Genomic DNA, 13,505 nt, shown 5'->3' with positions numbered 1-13,505 from the left:
AACACTACATGATCGCTTGCCTGCGGCTGTTCACTGCCCTCTGCCTTGCTGCCTTGCTGGCGGCTTGCGCCAGCTCGCCCTCGTCCAGCCTTGGCGAACTCCCACGGACTCCAGACGCCAGCCTCGAGCAATTGCTCCAGCAAGCGTCCGAGACCTCAAATCCGGAAAAGGCCGCTCTACTGCGCCTGTCGGCTGCAGATCTTGCCATTCGCCAACAGAATAATGAGCGCGCTCAGCAGATCCTGGCACAGGTTCCGCTGGAGCAACTCAAGCCCGCCCAGCAAGTATTTGCCAGTACGCTGGCAGCCGAACTGGCGATGAGCCGCAACGACCACAAAGCGGCATTGACCGCCTTGAACCACCCAAGCCTGTCACGCATCAATGAACTGCCGACCGACTTGCAAGTGCGCACGCATACCGTTCATGCACGTGCATTCGAAGCCGACGACCAACTCCTGTCCAGCGCTCGCGAACGTGCAGCCATGGCTCCCCATCTGACTGGCGATGCCGCCACCCAGAACAATGAAGCCATCTGGGCACTGGTTGCAGCACTACCGGTCGACCAGCTACAGCCTCAGGGCAATGACGTGCTGGGTGGCTGGATGTCGCTGGCCCTGACAGTCAAGAGTGCTGGCACCTTGCAGGATCAGCAGAACGCCATTGATCAATGGCGCATGCAAAACCCGGCTCACCCGGCAGCTATCCAGTTGCCAACACCACTGGTCAAGCTCAAGGAGCTGGCTAGCCAGCCGCTGACCAAAATCGCCCTGCTGCTACCACAGAGCGGCCAGCTGGCTTCTGTCAGCAGAGCCCTGCGCGATGGTTTCATGGCCGCGCATTACCAGGCACAACAGGCCGGACAAAATCCGCCAGGCATTCAGTTCTATGACAGCTCGCGCCTGACCTCGCTGGATGACTTCTACCGTCAGGCCCAGGCCGATGGCGTGCAACTGGTGGTTGGCCCCCTGGAAAAACCTCTGGTCAAACAACTCAGCAGCCGTCCGCAACTGCCGATCACAACCCTGGCCCTGAACTACAGCGAGGGCACACAAGGCCCGGCGCAGCTGTTTCAGTTTGGCCTGGCCGCTGAAGACGAAGCCCGCGAAGTGGCCCGTCGCGCGCACGCTGACGGCCTGACTCGCGCTGGCGCCATGGTGCCCAAGGGCGAATGGGGTGAGCGCGTACTCAAGGCCTTCCGCCAGGAATGGGAAGCCAGCGGCGGCACCATTGTCGGCATTGAATACATTGATAAACCCGTCGCACTGGCACAACAGGTTGCCGAGCTGGTTCAACTGCGCAACGCCGGCAAGTCGGGCACAGAACAGCCTTCACGCCGCCAGGACCTGGAGTTCATCTTCCTGGCAGCAACCCCTCAGCAAGCCCAACAGATCAAACCGACCCTGAACTACCAGTACGCAGGTGACCTGCCTGTTTACGCAACGTCCCACGTTTTCAGCGCCAGCGGTGACCTGAACCAGTACAAGGACATGAATGGCGTCCGCTTTTGTGAAACACCATGGCTGCTCGAACCTGCCAACCCGTTGCGCCAGCAAGTTTCGGCTCAGTGGCCACAAGCCGGCGGCAGCCTGGGCCGTCTTTATGCAATGGGCATTGACGCCTATCGCCTGACGCCTAGCCTGGGCCAACTGAAAGCCCTGCCTGATACTCGGATAGACGGTTTGTCCGGCAGCCTCAGCATGAGCCCGACCCAACGTGTCGAGCGCCAGCTGCCATGGGCCGAGTTTGTGAACGGCCAGATTCAACGCCTGCCTGACACTCGCTACTGATGCCCGACAGCTCACGCCAGCAGACTGGCAAGGATGCCGAGCGCCTGGCGCTACGGCATCTTGAGCAACAAGGTTTACGCCTGCTGGCAAAGAACTGGCTCTGCAAGCGTGGCGAGCTGGATCTGGTCATGCTTGACGGCGATACAGTAGTATTCGTCGAAGTTCGTTACCGGCACCACGCACAATGGGGTGGCGCGCTGGCCAGCATTGACGCCCGCAAGCGTCAAAAGCTGATACTCGCAGCCCAGTATTTTTTGCAGCGCGAGTCGCGCTGGGCCAACAGCCCGTGCCGCTTTGATGTCGTCACAATGGACAGCGCAACACCTCACTTGAACTGGCTACGGAATGCCTTTGACAGCTAAACCGCTGCAAGGCAGATTCCAGCACCCTTTTTAAAACGATTTTGCTTTGCTTTGCGGGCTGCACATTCTTGTGCCGGGAAGTCACTCAGGAATACCTGGATCACGCCCGACCAGCCGCCCTACTTAAGGTCACATAGATGGACATGCAATCCCGGATTCGCCAGCTTTTTCAAGCCAGCATCGACACCAAGCAGCAGGCGATGGACGTTCTTGCACCCCACATCGAGCAGGCCAGCCAAGTAATGGTCAACGCCCTGCTCAACGAAGGCAAAATGCTTTCTTGCGGTAATGGCGGTTCTGCAGGTGACGCCCAGCACTTTTCATCCGAGCTGCTCAACCGCTTTGAGCGGGAGCGCCCCAGCCTGCCCGCCATTGCGCTGACCACTGACAGTTCGACGATCACCTCGATCGCCAACGATTACAGCTTCAACGAGATTTTTTCCAAACAGATTCGCGCACTCGGTCAACCCGGTGACGTGCTGCTGGCCATATCCACCAGCGGCAATTCGGCCAATATCATTCAGGCCATCCAGGCGGCACATGATCGCGAAATGATCGTGGTCGCCATGACCGGGCGCGATGGCGGCGGCATGGCTTCACTGCTATTGCCCGAAGACGTGGAAATCCGCGTCCCGTCCAATGTCACTGCACGCATCCAAGAAGTCCACCTGCTGGCGATCCATTGCTTGTGCGATCTGATCGACAGTCAACTGTTCGGGAGTGAAGAATGACTTTTAATCGCCTTAGCCTAATGGCATTGACACTGTGCCTCGGCCTCACCACCGGCTGCAGCTCGGTACTGACCGCCACCCGCGACGCGCCGATTGAAGATGATCGCGGCACCCGCACGTTCGGCAGCAAAATTGACGACTCCCTGATTGAAACCAAAGTCGCGGTGAACATAGCCAAGGCCAACCCCGACCTGGACACCGCCTCGCACATCGTCGTCACCAGCTACAACGGGATCGTGCTGCTGGCAGGACAAACCCCGCGCGCTGACCTCAAGGCACAGGCCGAGCAGGCTGCAGCCGCGGTCCAGCGTGTAAAAAAGGTTAACAACGAACTTCAGGTCATCGCCCCTTCCTCGATCCTGGCGCGTAACAACGATGCCTGGCTGACCACCAAGATCAAAACCCAAATGCTGGCCGACAATGCGATTCCCGGCTCGCGCATCAAGATCGTCACCGAAAACGGTATCGTCTACATGCTCGGCCTGGTGACCAAACAGGAAGCCACTCGCGCCACCAACCTGGTACAGGGCGTCTCCGGCGTGCAGAAGATCGTAAAACTGTTCGAGTACATTGACTGACCAACAGATTTTGCAGGCATAAAAAAGGCGACCCTCGCAGGTCGCCTTTTTTTATTACTTGACCACTTTCAGGCTTGGCCGACCCGTAGGTCTTGGTGGCTCAGTCCCTGATGGCGGCCCATCATCATCCGGCTCAACCTCGTCATCGCCCTCAAGGGACTCTTCCAGGTCGAACACCATGCCCTGGCCATTCTCACGGGCGTAAACCCCCAGAATCGCCGACATAGGCACGTACAGCGTGTGCGGCACACCACCAAAACGACCTTCAAAGCTTACAGCGTCGTTATCCATGTGCAGTTGGCGCACGGCAGCGGGCGATACATTCAGGACAATTTGCCCGTCACTGGCAAAACCCTGAGGCACTTGCACCTTCGGGTAGTCAGAATTAACCAGCATGTGCGGAGTGCAATCGTTATCCACAATCCACTCATAGAGCGCACGCACCAGATAAGGTCGACTTGAATTCATCAAGGGCTCCTAAAGCCTTAGCGCATATCGCGTTCGACACCAGACAGACTCGCCTGGAAAGCCTCACGCGCAAACTGGCGCTCCATATAGTCAAGCAGCGGCTTGGCCGGCCGCGGCAATTCAATACCCAAAACAGGCAAGCGCCAGAGTATCGGCAACAGACAGCAGTCGACCAGACTTTGCTCGTCACTGAGGAAAAAAGGTTTGTCGGCAAACAATGCAGAAACGCCGGTCAAACTCTCTCGCAACTCTTTGCGGGCCTGCACCCGGGCAGGCTCCTTGGTGCGCGAATCCAGAATCAGATCCACCAGCGCACACCAGTCCCGCTGGATGCGATGGATCAGCAAGCGGCTATTGGCACGCGCCACCGGGTAAACCGGCAACAATGGCGGGTGCGGATAGCGCTCATCCAGATATTCCATTACCACGGTAGATTCCCACAACGCCAGGTCACGATCGACCAGGGTTGGCAGGCTGCCGTAGGGGTTCACTTCGATCAGTTTCGGCGGCTGACGGCCCGCCTCCACACTAATGATCTCGGCGCTGACACCTTTCTCTGCGAGCACAATACGTACTCGGTGGGAATAGTGGTCGGCGGGGTCGGAGTAACAGGCCAACCGATTGGTCACGCCCATGGCGGTCCTCCTCGCTTGTTGAAATAATCAGGAGCGGAAAAACGAACACGCCCAAGGAACGTCTCCGATAACCGCAGAATCCGGGCAGTCAGGGGGGTTGCCCCAGCCTGCCACGTGTCCTGCACTGTTACCTTTTCAGAGACACCCTCGGGCGCGCACGATTAACAGCAATGCGTGTAACGATATCAGTGCACATCTTTCCAGTATTCGCGCTTGAGCAGATAAGCGAATACAAAGAAGAAAGCCAGGTAGAGCAGAACGTAAGTACCGATTCGCTGATGCTCCAGCTTCACCGGGTTTGCCGAGTAGGCCAGGAAGGTCACAAGATTCTTGATCTTCTCATCGAACTGCTCTTCAGTCAGCGCGCCGGTTTTTGGCAGAACTGTCAGCTGGTCGCACGCTTCATGTGTCAAAGGCGTGCCAGTCAACGGATCATACTGCTTCTTGCCGTCTTCGACGATCTGTACTTGCTTGCAACCTACAACCTGACGACCTTGCAGCGGCGCCAGAACGTTAGGCATGCCCACGTTCGGGAAGACCTTGTTGTTCACGCCCCAAGGCCGTGACGGGTCTTCATAGAACGCGCGCAGGTAGCTGTAAAGCCAGTCTGTACCCCGTACACGGGCCACCAGCGTCAGGTCAGGCGGTGCAGCACCGAACCATGCCTTGGCATCGTCGGGCTGCATGCCGATCTTCATGTGATCGCCAATTTTGGCGCCCGTGAACACCAGGTTATCGAGCATGACCTCATGAGGAATACCAAGATCATCAGCCACACGCTCGTAACGCTGGAACTTGGCGCTGTGACAACCCATGCAATAGTTGGCAAAGGTACGCGCACCGTCCTGCATGGCCGCCTTGTCAGACACATCAATATCGACCTTGTCGAGCTGTACTCCCTGCTCGGCAGCGAAGGACAATACAGGCATAACAGCGAGCATCAACACCGCAAATAGCTTTTTCATCAGCCAGTCACCCTTTCCGGAACCGGTTTGGTCTTCTCGAGCCGGGTGTAGAACGGCATCAGAATGAAGTAGGCGAAGTACAGGAACGTGCAGACCTGTGACAACAGCGTACGGCCCGGGGTCGGCGCCAATACACCCAACACACCCAGAATCACGAACGAGATACAGAACACCCACAGCCAGATCTTGCTCATCCAGCCTTTGTAGCGCATGGACTTCACAGGACTGCGGTCAAGCCACGGCAGCACGAACAGCACGGCAATCGCGGCGCCCATGGCAATGACCCCCAGCAGCTTGTCCGGGATCGCACGCAAGATCGCGTAGAAAGGCGTGAAGTACCAAACAGGCGCAATGTGTTCTGGCGTCTTAAAGGCGTTCGCCTGCTCAAAGTTCGGTTTTTCCAGGAAGTAACCACCCATCTCCGGGAAGAAAAACACAATCGAGCAGAAGATAAACAGGAACACAACGACACCGACGATATCTTTCACGGTGTAGTACGGATGGAAGGCAATGCCGTCCAGCGGTACGCCGTTTTCGTCTTTGTGCTTCTTGATGTCCACGCCATCCGGGTTGTTGGACCCGACTTCGTGCAAGGCCAGAACGTGCAGCACCACCAACCCCAGAATCACGATCGGCAAGGCCACTACGTGCAGGGCAAAGAAGCGGTTCAGGGTAATGCCGGAAATCAGGTAGTCACCACGAATCCACTGAGTCAGGTCGTTACCGATAACCGGAATCGCACCGAACAGCGAAATGATCACCTGGGCGCCCCAGTAGGACATTTGACCCCATGGCAGCAGATAGCCCATGAAGGCCTCAGCCATCAGGGCCAGATAGATCATCATGCCAAACAGCCAGACCAGCTCTCGCGGCTTCTGGTATGAGCCGTAGAGCAAGCCACGGAACATGTGCAGGTAAACCACGATAAAGAATGCCGACGCTCCTGTGGAGTGCAGCAGGCGCAGAATGGAGCCGTACTCAACGTCACGCATGATGTATTCGACAGAAGCAAAGGCCTCTTCTGCCGACGGCGTGTAACTCATGGTCAGCCACACACCGGTGACGATCTGGTTAACCAGAACGAGCAATGCGAGGGAGCCAAAGAAGTAGAAAAAGTTGAAGTTTTTCGGAGCGTAATATTTGCTGAGATGGTCTTCCCACATTTTTGTGGCGGGGAAGCGGGCATCAATCCAATCCATGAACTTGCTCATTACGCGTTCTCCCCATCGAGGCCAACGACAACAATGTTGTCCGTCTCATAGTAGTAGGGCGGTACTGGCAGGTTCAACGGAGCTGGTTGGGCCTTGTAAACACGGCCAGCCAAATCATAGTGCGAACCATGACAAGGACAGAAATAACCACCGACCCAATCCTTGCCCAGATCGGCAGGGGCCACTTCGGGACGGAATGTTGGCGAGCAGCCCAAATGGGTGCAAATACCGATCAGTAGCAAAATCTCTGGCTTGATCGACCGCAACTCTGGATTCACGTAAGCAGGCTGATCAGATTGCTTGGAATCAGGATCAGCAAGCTGTCCCTCAATCTTCTTCAGATTTGCCAGGATCTCCTCGGTGCGGCGTACGATGAATACCGGCTGACCACGCCACTCAGCAATCATCTGCTGACCTGGCTCGACCTTGGCAATATTCACTTTCACCGGTGCGCCTGCGGCTTTCGCCTTGGCACTGGGAAACCATGACCCCACGAACGGGACCGCAGCCCCCACCGCTCCTGCAGCACCTACCACGGATGTGGCTGCTACGAGGAAGCGACGCCGGCCGACATTTACGCCGTCATTGCTCATTCAGTCCTCTCCCATCAGCTTTGTGGCCTGTTAAATCAGGCGTCTACTAAGTAAAAATCTGAACTTATAAAAATTTTGCAGAATGGTAATGAAAAGCCCCTACTCTGACAAGGTAATTACCGCTCTCGGTCGGCTGCAAGCCTTGTAGTATAGGCACTAGACAGATGTGGCAAGTTGTCACAGACAAAAAGTACCGCCCATAAAAAACGCCCAGCTCCGAAGGAGACTGGGCGCTTTTGAACGAAGCTGCGAATTAACGCTTCGAGTACTGCGGACGCTTACGCGCTTTACGCAGACCGACTTTCTTACGTTCAACTTCACGAGCATCGCGAGTTACGAAGCCTGCTTTGCGCAGAGCGCCACGCAGAGTTTCGTCATACTGCATCAGGGCGCGAGTGATACCGTGGCGGATTGCGCCAGCTTGACCACTTACACCACCGCCGATAACGGTAACGAAGATGTCGAACTTCTCGACAGTCTCAGTCAATTCCAGCGGCTGACGAACTACCATGCGGGCAGTTTCGCGGCCGAAGAAGTTATCCAGGGAGCGGTTGTTGATGGAGATGTTACCAGTACCCGGACGCAGGAAAACGCGTGCGGTTGCAGTCTTACGACGGCCAGTGCCGTAGTTTTGAGTCGCCGACATAATGAACTATTCCGTTAAAACTTCAGTTCTTGGGGCTGCTGAGCAGTATGAGGGTGAGCAGCGCCCGCATAGACTTTCAGCTTACGGTACATGTCGCGACCCAGCGGGTTTTTAGGCAGCATGCCTTTAACCGCGGTCTCGATCACGCGCTCAGGAGCTTTGGCGATCAGCTTTTCGAAGTTGATCGACTTAATCCCGCCCGGGAAACCGGAGTGAGAGTAGTACATTTTGTCAGAGGTTTTAGCACCAGTGACACGAATCTGCTCGGCATTGATAACAACGATGTAGTCACCGGTGTCAACGTGCGGAGTGAATTCAGGCTTGTGCTTGCCACGCAGACGGCTAGCGATTTCGGTGGCCAGACGACCCAGTGTCTGGCCGGCAGCGTCGACGACAAACCAGTCGCGCTTAACTGTTTCCGGTTTAGCAGTAAAAGTTTTCATTCTTTATAGCCTCAGGGGCCGCCCTGTAAATTAGACGGCGGATCTTACTGAATAGTGCGTACTTTGACAAGTCAAAGGCAGCCGGATACAGACGCTATCGGGGGCTCGGGTCAGCGCGTCCGTTCAACGGCAAGATTCTTCGGCAGGCGGGGCATCACTTCCACTGCAGAAAGAGGTCGGCAATTATGCAGATTGCGAAAAAAAATACAACCTGCTTTTATGTTTCTTTAATCAAAGGAGCATCCGATGGACTATCGCACGCTAGGCCGCACCGATCTGAAAGTGAGCGCAATCGGCCTCGGAACCATGACCTGGGGCGAGCAAAACAGCCAGACTGAAGCCTTTGAGCAGATCGAATACGCCAAAAATGCCGGGATCAATTTCATCGATACGGCCGAGATGTATCCGGTGCCACCAAAAGCAGAAACCTATGCCAGCACCGAACGGTTCATCGGAAACTGGTTCAAGGCCCGAGGCGACCGCGCCGACTGGGTTCTGGCGAGCAAGATTGCGGGCCCCGGCAATGGTATCGACTACATCCGTGACGGCCAGCTCAAACACAATCGCGCCCATATCGTTCAAGCCCTGGACGCCAGCCTGAAGCGCCTGCAAACCGACTGGATCGATCTCTACCAGCTGCATTGGCCCGAGCGCAGCACCAACTTCTTTGGCCAGTTGGGCTACAAACATAACGCCGACGAGACCTTCACCCCGCTGGAAGACACTCTAGAAGCGCTGGATGAGCAAGTGAAGGCCGGTAAAATCCGTCACATCGGCCTCTCGAACGAAACTCCGTGGGCCACCATGAAGTTCCTGCAACTGGCCGAGAGCCGGGGCTGGCCACGCGCAGTTTCTATCCAGAACCCCTATAACCTGCTCAATCGCAGCTTTGAAGTCGGCCTGGCCGAAATCGCCATTCGTGAACAATGCGGCCTGCTCGCCTACTCGCCGCTGGCGTTCGGCATGCTCTCCGGCAAGTATGATGGTGGCGCCCGCCCGGCAAAAGGCCGCCTGACCCTCTACAGCCGCTTCTCGCGCTATTCCAACCCACAGGCAGTGGCTGCCAGCGAGCGTTATGTGGCACTGGCGCGCGAACACGGACTGGATCCGGCACAAATGGCCCTGGCCTATGTCACGCGACAACCGTTCGTCACCAGCAACATCATTGGTGCAACATCAATGGAGCAGCTCGCAAGCAACCTCGACAGCTTCAACCTGACCCTGTCGGATGAAGTACTGGAAGGTATCGAAGCGATTCACAAAGGCCAGCCCAACCCGGCGCCTTGACCCCTCCCCCTGTAACCGCTGCTGCCAGGCGGCAATGGCTTGCACAGCAGGCCCGTTGCTGAGGCCCCTTCGGGTCGCCTGGCAACCTGCGGCAGCGACTACAGCATCTTCCCCCTAGACACGCCCGCAAAATAATAAGACGATCCAGCCGTCAGTTGACCAATTTCACCTATAAGAATAATCAAATAATGTCTAACCCACTCTCCACGCCCTTGCGGCGCGTCAGCATTTTGGCTATCGATCGGGTGTTCGCTTCAACCCTGATGCAAGCCAAGGACTTTTTTCATCTCGCCAGCCTGCGTCATGGCAAACAATTGGGCCAAGGCCTGTGCCCGACCTTCGAAACACGCCTGGTCAGCCCGGATGGCCAATCCGTCTGCAGCTTCAGCAATGTGGTGCTGCCCGTCGACGGTGGCCTGGAAGACACCGACATCATCATCCTCCCGGCCTTTTGGGACGATTTTGACACCCTGTGCCAGCGCTACCCGCAAATCCTGCCGTGGCTGCGCGAACAACATGCCCGTGGCGCCGTCCTGTGCGCAGAAGCCACCGGGGTCTTCTGGCTCGCCGAGACCGGACTGCTCAACGGCAAGGAAGCCACGACCTATTGGCGCTTTTTCAGCTCTTTCGCCCAGCGCTATCCACAGGTTTACCTCAATCAGGACAAACACCTGACCGATGCAGACAACCTGTACTGCGCGGGTGGCCCGACGTCTGCCTGCGACCTGTACATTTATTTGATCGAGCGCTTCTGCGGCGCCAATATTGCCCAGGCCGTGGCCCGTGACATCCTGTACGAGGTTCAGCGTAACTACACCCCCGGACGTATCGGTTTTGGCGGGCAAAAACTGCATCAGGACGTGATCATCCTGCAGATCCAGCACTGGCTCGAAGACCATCTGGCGGATAAGTTTCGCTTCGAAGACGTGGCCCGCGATCACGGCATGAGCATCCGCAATTTCATGCGCCGGTTCCAGACCGCGACCGGCGACAAGCCCTTGCATTACCTGCAGCGCCTGCGCATAGAAACCGCCAAAGGCCTGCTCTCGGCAACTCGCAAGAGCATCAAGACCATCAGCTATGACGTGGGCTACGACGACGCCAGCTTCTTTGCACGGCTGTTTCGCCAACACACCGAGCTCTCGCCCCACCAATACCGGCAACAGTTCCAGCAGGCAGCGTAAGCCTGCATAACTGCCAAAAAAAAAGGCCTGCAATGCAGGCCTTTTTTACAACGTTCCGACTACGGTTTGTGCGCCCGCGTCAGGTACTCGTGGGATTGCATTTCCAGCAAGCGGCTGAGGGTGCGCTGGAACTCGAAGTTCAGGCGCCCACCCTTGTAGAGGTCTTTAAGCTCGACTTCAGCCGAGATGATCAGCTTGACGTTACGGTCATAGAACTCGTCGACCATATTGATGAAACGGCGAGCAATGTCGTCGGTCTTGACTTCCATTTGCTCGACACCGCTGAGGATCACGGCATTGAAAATCTTGCCGAGCTCAATGTAGTCGTTCTGGCTGCGCGGGCCGTCGCAGAGCTCCCGGAAGTCGAACCAGGCCACGTCGTCGCAGGTACGAAGCGCACGAATGGTACGGTTCTCAATGATCAGCGCATCATCTTCAACCACTCGACCGGAATCATGAGTCAACGCTTTGAAACTCTCACGCAGACTTTTTTCGGCCGCTTCATCGAGCGGGAAGTGGAACAACTCGGCCTGCTCCAGATGGCGCAACCGATAGTCGACACCGCTGTCGACGTTGACAATTTCAGTGTGCTGCTTGATCAGCGCAATCGCCGGCAAGAAACGCGCACGCTGCAGGCCGTCCTTGTACAGGCCGTCCGGCACGATGTTCGACGTGGCCACCAGGGTAACGCCGTTTTTGAACAGCTCCTCCATCAATGTGCCAAGGATCATGGCGTCGGTAATGTCCGACACAAAGAACTCATCGAAACAAATCACCCGCGCCTCATCGGAGAAACGCTTGGCAATGATGGTCAATGGGTTCTTTTCGCCATTGAGGGTGCGCATTTCTTCGTGCACACGCTTCATGAAGCGGTGGAAGTGCGTACGAACCTTCTCTTTGAACGGCAAGGCATCAAAGAACGTATCGACCAGATAGGTTTTACCCCGGCCAACCCCCCCCCAGAAATACAGCCCCTTGACCGGGGTCTGCTCTTTTTTGCCGAACAGCTTGCCGAACAGGCCCGGCTTGCTCTGCGAAGCTGCAACCAGGTCCTCGTACAGACGCTGCAAATGGCGCACAGCGTTTTCCTGCGCGGCATCATGGAAGAAGTCCGGGCGTTTCAGATCAGCTTGGTATCGTTCTAGAGGCGTCATAATTCGTTAGCAAGGCAACAAAAACGGGCCGCCACTGTAGCGACGGCCCTGAGGAATGGCAATCAAACCTGAGACTAAACGTCGCACTTTCTCAGTCTTGCGCGGGCAGCAGGGCCAGACGCAACGTCTCGATTGCCGCATCACGCGCCGCTGTATCGGCAAAGGCCGGACTGTCGGCCACGCATGCATCATCCACCCAGATACTGAAGCTCAGCGCCTCGGTGCGCACATCCAGAGGCTGGCCTGCTTGCAGCTGTTTGGTGACCTGGCCGGCGGCCTTGCCATCGGTAAAGCTGCGCGACAGCAGCAGTTGCTCGCCGTCAGCCGCCAGCAAGCGGAAGCGGAAGCTGGCGTCTTCATCGCGGAAGCTGACAAAACGCGGGCCCTTGCTCGCTTTCTTCTTGGCCGTAGTGGCCGTCCGGGCTTCACTGACAAACGAGCGCAGGCCAACAGCCTCACGCAACTCAGCCAAAAACGGGGTTGCCAGCTTGCGCGCTTTCTGTGCGCCGGTCTGAAGGATGTCCTCCATGTCCGAAGGGCGCGACATCAACTCGTGATAACGCTCACGGGACTCCCCCAGCTCGCCGTCCAGCAGCTTGAACAGACGCTCCTTCGCTTCACCCCAGCCAAGCCCCTGCAGCAATTCGCCACGGAACTCAGCCGATTGCTCAGGCGTCGAGAATGCCTGATACAGGGTGAACAAATGCGAGTTATCAGGATCTTTGGCTTCGCCCGGGGCACGGGAGTCGGTCACGATCCGCGAAATCGCGCTTTTCATGTCCTTGGCGCTGCTGAACAACGGAATGGTGTTGTCGTAGCTTTTGGACATTTTGCGGCCATCAAGACCTGGCAAGGTGGCCACGCTTTCTTCGATCAATGCTTCAGGCATGGCAAAGAACTCTTTGCCGTTACCGAACAGATGGTTGAAGCGCTGGCCGATATCGCGGGCCATTTCGACGTGCTGGATCTGATCTCGCCCTACCGGAACCTTGTTCGCATTGAACATCAGGATGTCCGCAGCCATCAGCACCGGGTAGCTGTACAGCCCCATGGTGATGCCCGCATCCGGGTCCTCGCCATTTTCCAGATTCTTGTCGACCGACGCTTTATAAGCGTGGGCACGATTGAGCAAACCCTTGGCCGCGACGCAGGTGAGCAACCAGGTCAGCTCAGGAATTTCAGGAATGTCTGACTGGCGATAGAACGTCACGCGCTCAACATCCAGACCGGCCGCCAGCCAGGTCGCAGCGATTTCCTGACGCGAGCGCTGAATGCGCAGCGGGTCATCGCATTTGATCAACGCATGATAGTCGGCCAAAAAGTAGAACGAGTCGGCATTGCTGTCACGGCTGGCGACGATCGCAGGGCGAATGGCCCCGGCGTAGTTGCCCAGGTGCGGCGTACCGGTAGTGGTAATACCGGTGAGGATACGGGTACGAGTGGTCATGGGTAATCGCTTAT

At 56.8% G+C, this 13,505-nt stretch carries 15 protein-coding genes; 6 read left to right on the top strand and 9 right to left on the bottom strand.

Features of this window, described 5'->3' with window-relative positions:
• Window positions 1–8 precede the first annotated feature (8 nt).
• From DQN55_RS04195 to DQN55_RS04180, 4 genes are all read left to right on the top strand, one after another.
• Window positions 9–1,787 carry a penicillin-binding protein activator gene (locus tag DQN55_RS04195; protein ID WP_048378158.1) on the top strand — a complete coding sequence of 593 codons (1,779 nt, stop codon included), beginning with the start codon at window positions 9–11 and terminating at the stop codon, window positions 1,785–1,787.
• Entirely contained in the window at window positions 1,787–2,149 is a 363-nt protein-coding gene (locus tag DQN55_RS04190; protein ID WP_048378159.1) for a YraN family protein, read from the top strand. Before DQN55_RS04195 ends, DQN55_RS04190 begins: the two co-directional genes overlap by 1 nt.
• Window positions 2,150–2,286: 137 nt before the next feature.
• Window positions 2,287–2,880: a phosphoheptose isomerase gene (locus tag DQN55_RS04185; RefSeq protein WP_048378160.1), complete on the top strand. Its 594-nt coding sequence runs from the start codon at window positions 2,287–2,289 to the stop codon at window positions 2,878–2,880.
• Window positions 2,877–3,458: a BON domain-containing protein gene (locus tag DQN55_RS04180; RefSeq protein WP_048378161.1), complete on the top strand. Its 582-nt coding sequence runs from the start codon at window positions 2,877–2,879 to the stop codon at window positions 3,456–3,458. The genes DQN55_RS04185 and DQN55_RS04180 overlap by 4 nt, the downstream gene beginning before the upstream one ends.
• Window positions 3,459–3,512: 54 nt before the next feature.
• Here the strand turns inward: DQN55_RS04180 and DQN55_RS04175 are convergent, their stop codons facing one another.
• From DQN55_RS04175 to rplM, 7 genes are all read right to left on the bottom strand, one after another.
• Entirely contained in the window at window positions 3,513–3,926 is a 414-nt protein-coding gene (locus DQN55_RS04175; RefSeq protein WP_048378162.1) for a ClpXP protease specificity-enhancing factor, read from the bottom strand.
• Window positions 3,927–3,943: 17 nt separating this feature from the next.
• Window positions 3,944–4,561: a glutathione S-transferase N-terminal domain-containing protein gene (locus tag DQN55_RS04170; protein ID WP_016779514.1), complete on the bottom strand. Its 618-nt coding sequence runs from the start codon at window positions 4,559–4,561 to the stop codon at window positions 3,944–3,946.
• Between the two features lie 185 nt (window positions 4,562–4,746).
• Entirely contained in the window at window positions 4,747–5,526 is a 780-nt protein-coding gene (locus DQN55_RS04165) for a cytochrome c1 (protein ID WP_048378163.1), read from the bottom strand.
• The gene (locus DQN55_RS04160; RefSeq protein WP_048378164.1) at window positions 5,526–6,737 is read right to left on the bottom strand and encodes a cytochrome b; all 1,212 of its coding nucleotides are present in this window, start codon (window positions 6,735–6,737) and stop codon (window positions 5,526–5,528) included. The genes DQN55_RS04165 and DQN55_RS04160 overlap by 1 nt, the downstream gene beginning before the upstream one ends.
• Window positions 6,737–7,330, bottom strand: coding sequence for a ubiquinol-cytochrome c reductase iron-sulfur subunit (petA, locus tag DQN55_RS04155; RefSeq protein WP_048378165.1), 594 nt, complete (start codon window positions 7,328–7,330; stop codon window positions 6,737–6,739). Before petA ends, DQN55_RS04160 begins: the two co-directional genes overlap by 1 nt.
• A 253-nt stretch (window positions 7,331–7,583) precedes the next feature.
• On the bottom strand, window positions 7,584–7,976 hold the full coding sequence (gene rpsI, locus DQN55_RS04150; protein ID WP_047273763.1) for a 30S ribosomal protein S9: 393 nt from the start codon (window positions 7,974–7,976) through the stop codon (window positions 7,584–7,586).
• A 14-nt stretch (window positions 7,977–7,990) separates the two neighbouring features.
• A complete protein-coding gene (gene rplM, locus DQN55_RS04145) occupies window positions 7,991–8,419 on the bottom strand; it encodes a 50S ribosomal protein L13 (protein WP_019408582.1) in 429 nt (142 codons plus the stop codon).
• A gap of 246 nt (window positions 8,420–8,665) precedes the next feature.
• Between rplM and DQN55_RS04140 the strand changes: the two genes are divergently transcribed.
• Together DQN55_RS04140 and DQN55_RS04135 are read left to right on the top strand one after the other, a co-directional pair.
• Window positions 8,666–9,706: an NADP(H)-dependent aldo-keto reductase gene (locus DQN55_RS04140; protein WP_048378166.1), complete on the top strand. Its 1,041-nt coding sequence runs from the start codon at window positions 8,666–8,668 to the stop codon at window positions 9,704–9,706.
• Between the two features lie 263 nt (window positions 9,707–9,969).
• Complete coding sequence (locus DQN55_RS04135; protein WP_172601043.1) at window positions 9,970–10,890, top strand: GlxA family transcriptional regulator; 921 nt, start codon at window positions 9,970–9,972, stop codon at window positions 10,888–10,890.
• A 59-nt stretch (window positions 10,891–10,949) separates the two neighbouring features.
• Here DQN55_RS04135 and zapE read toward each other — a convergent pair whose 3' ends face one another.
• Both zapE and DQN55_RS04125 read right to left on the bottom strand, forming a co-directional pair.
• A complete protein-coding gene (zapE, locus tag DQN55_RS04130) occupies window positions 10,950–12,044 on the bottom strand; it encodes a cell division protein ZapE (RefSeq protein ID WP_048378168.1) in 1,095 nt (364 codons plus the stop codon).
• 91 nt (window positions 12,045–12,135) lie between these two features.
• Entirely contained in the window at window positions 12,136–13,491 is a 1,356-nt protein-coding gene (locus DQN55_RS04125; RefSeq protein ID WP_048378169.1) for a tryptophan--tRNA ligase, read from the bottom strand.
• Between the last annotated feature and the right edge of the window lie 14 nt (window positions 13,492–13,505).

This window comes from Pseudomonas taetrolens (assembly GCF_900475285.1).
GTDB lineage: Bacteria > Pseudomonadota > Gammaproteobacteria > Pseudomonadales > Pseudomonadaceae > Aquipseudomonas > Aquipseudomonas taetrolens.
This window is presented reverse-complemented; position numbering and strand designations above follow the sequence as displayed.

What these genes read in the sequence shown, in the direction of transcription:
- DQN55_RS04195 (WP_048378158.1), top strand. Translation starts at nt 9, where the DNA reads ATGATCGCTTGCCTGCGGCTGTTCACTGCCCTCTGCCTTGCTGCCTTG.
- DQN55_RS04190 (WP_048378159.1), top strand. Translation starts at nt 1,787, where the DNA reads ATGCCCGACAGCTCACGCCAGCAGACTGGCAAGGATGCCGAGCGCCTG.
- DQN55_RS04185 (WP_048378160.1), top strand. Translation starts at nt 2,287, where the DNA reads ATGGACATGCAATCCCGGATTCGCCAGCTTTTTCAAGCCAGCATCGAC.
- DQN55_RS04180 (WP_048378161.1), top strand. Translation starts at nt 2,877, where the DNA reads ATGACTTTTAATCGCCTTAGCCTAATGGCATTGACACTGTGCCTCGGC.
- DQN55_RS04175 (WP_048378162.1), bottom strand. Translation starts at nt 3,926, where the DNA reads ATGAATTCAAGTCGACCTTATCTGGTGCGTGCGCTCTATGAGTGGATT.
- DQN55_RS04170 (WP_016779514.1), bottom strand. Translation starts at nt 4,561, where the DNA reads ATGGGCGTGACCAATCGGTTGGCCTGTTACTCCGACCCCGCCGACCAC.
- DQN55_RS04165 (WP_048378163.1), bottom strand. Translation starts at nt 5,526, where the DNA reads ATGAAAAAGCTATTTGCGGTGTTGATGCTCGCTGTTATGCCTGTATTG.
- DQN55_RS04160 (WP_048378164.1), bottom strand. Translation starts at nt 6,737, where the DNA reads ATGAGCAAGTTCATGGATTGGATTGATGCCCGCTTCCCCGCCACAAAA.
- petA (WP_048378165.1), bottom strand. Translation starts at nt 7,330, where the DNA reads ATGAGCAATGACGGCGTAAATGTCGGCCGGCGTCGCTTCCTCGTAGCA.
- rpsI (WP_047273763.1), bottom strand. Translation starts at nt 7,976, where the DNA reads ATGTCGGCGACTCAAAACTACGGCACTGGCCGTCGTAAGACTGCAACC.
- rplM (WP_019408582.1), bottom strand. Translation starts at nt 8,419, where the DNA reads ATGAAAACTTTTACTGCTAAACCGGAAACAGTTAAGCGCGACTGGTTT.
- DQN55_RS04140 (WP_048378166.1), top strand. Translation starts at nt 8,666, where the DNA reads ATGGACTATCGCACGCTAGGCCGCACCGATCTGAAAGTGAGCGCAATC.
- DQN55_RS04135 (WP_172601043.1), top strand. Translation starts at nt 9,970, where the DNA reads ATGCAAGCCAAGGACTTTTTTCATCTCGCCAGCCTGCGTCATGGCAAA.
- zapE (WP_048378168.1), bottom strand. Translation starts at nt 12,044, where the DNA reads ATGACGCCTCTAGAACGATACCAAGCTGATCTGAAACGCCCGGACTTC.
- DQN55_RS04125 (WP_048378169.1), bottom strand. Translation starts at nt 13,491, where the DNA reads ATGACCACTCGTACCCGTATCCTCACCGGTATTACCACTACCGGTACG.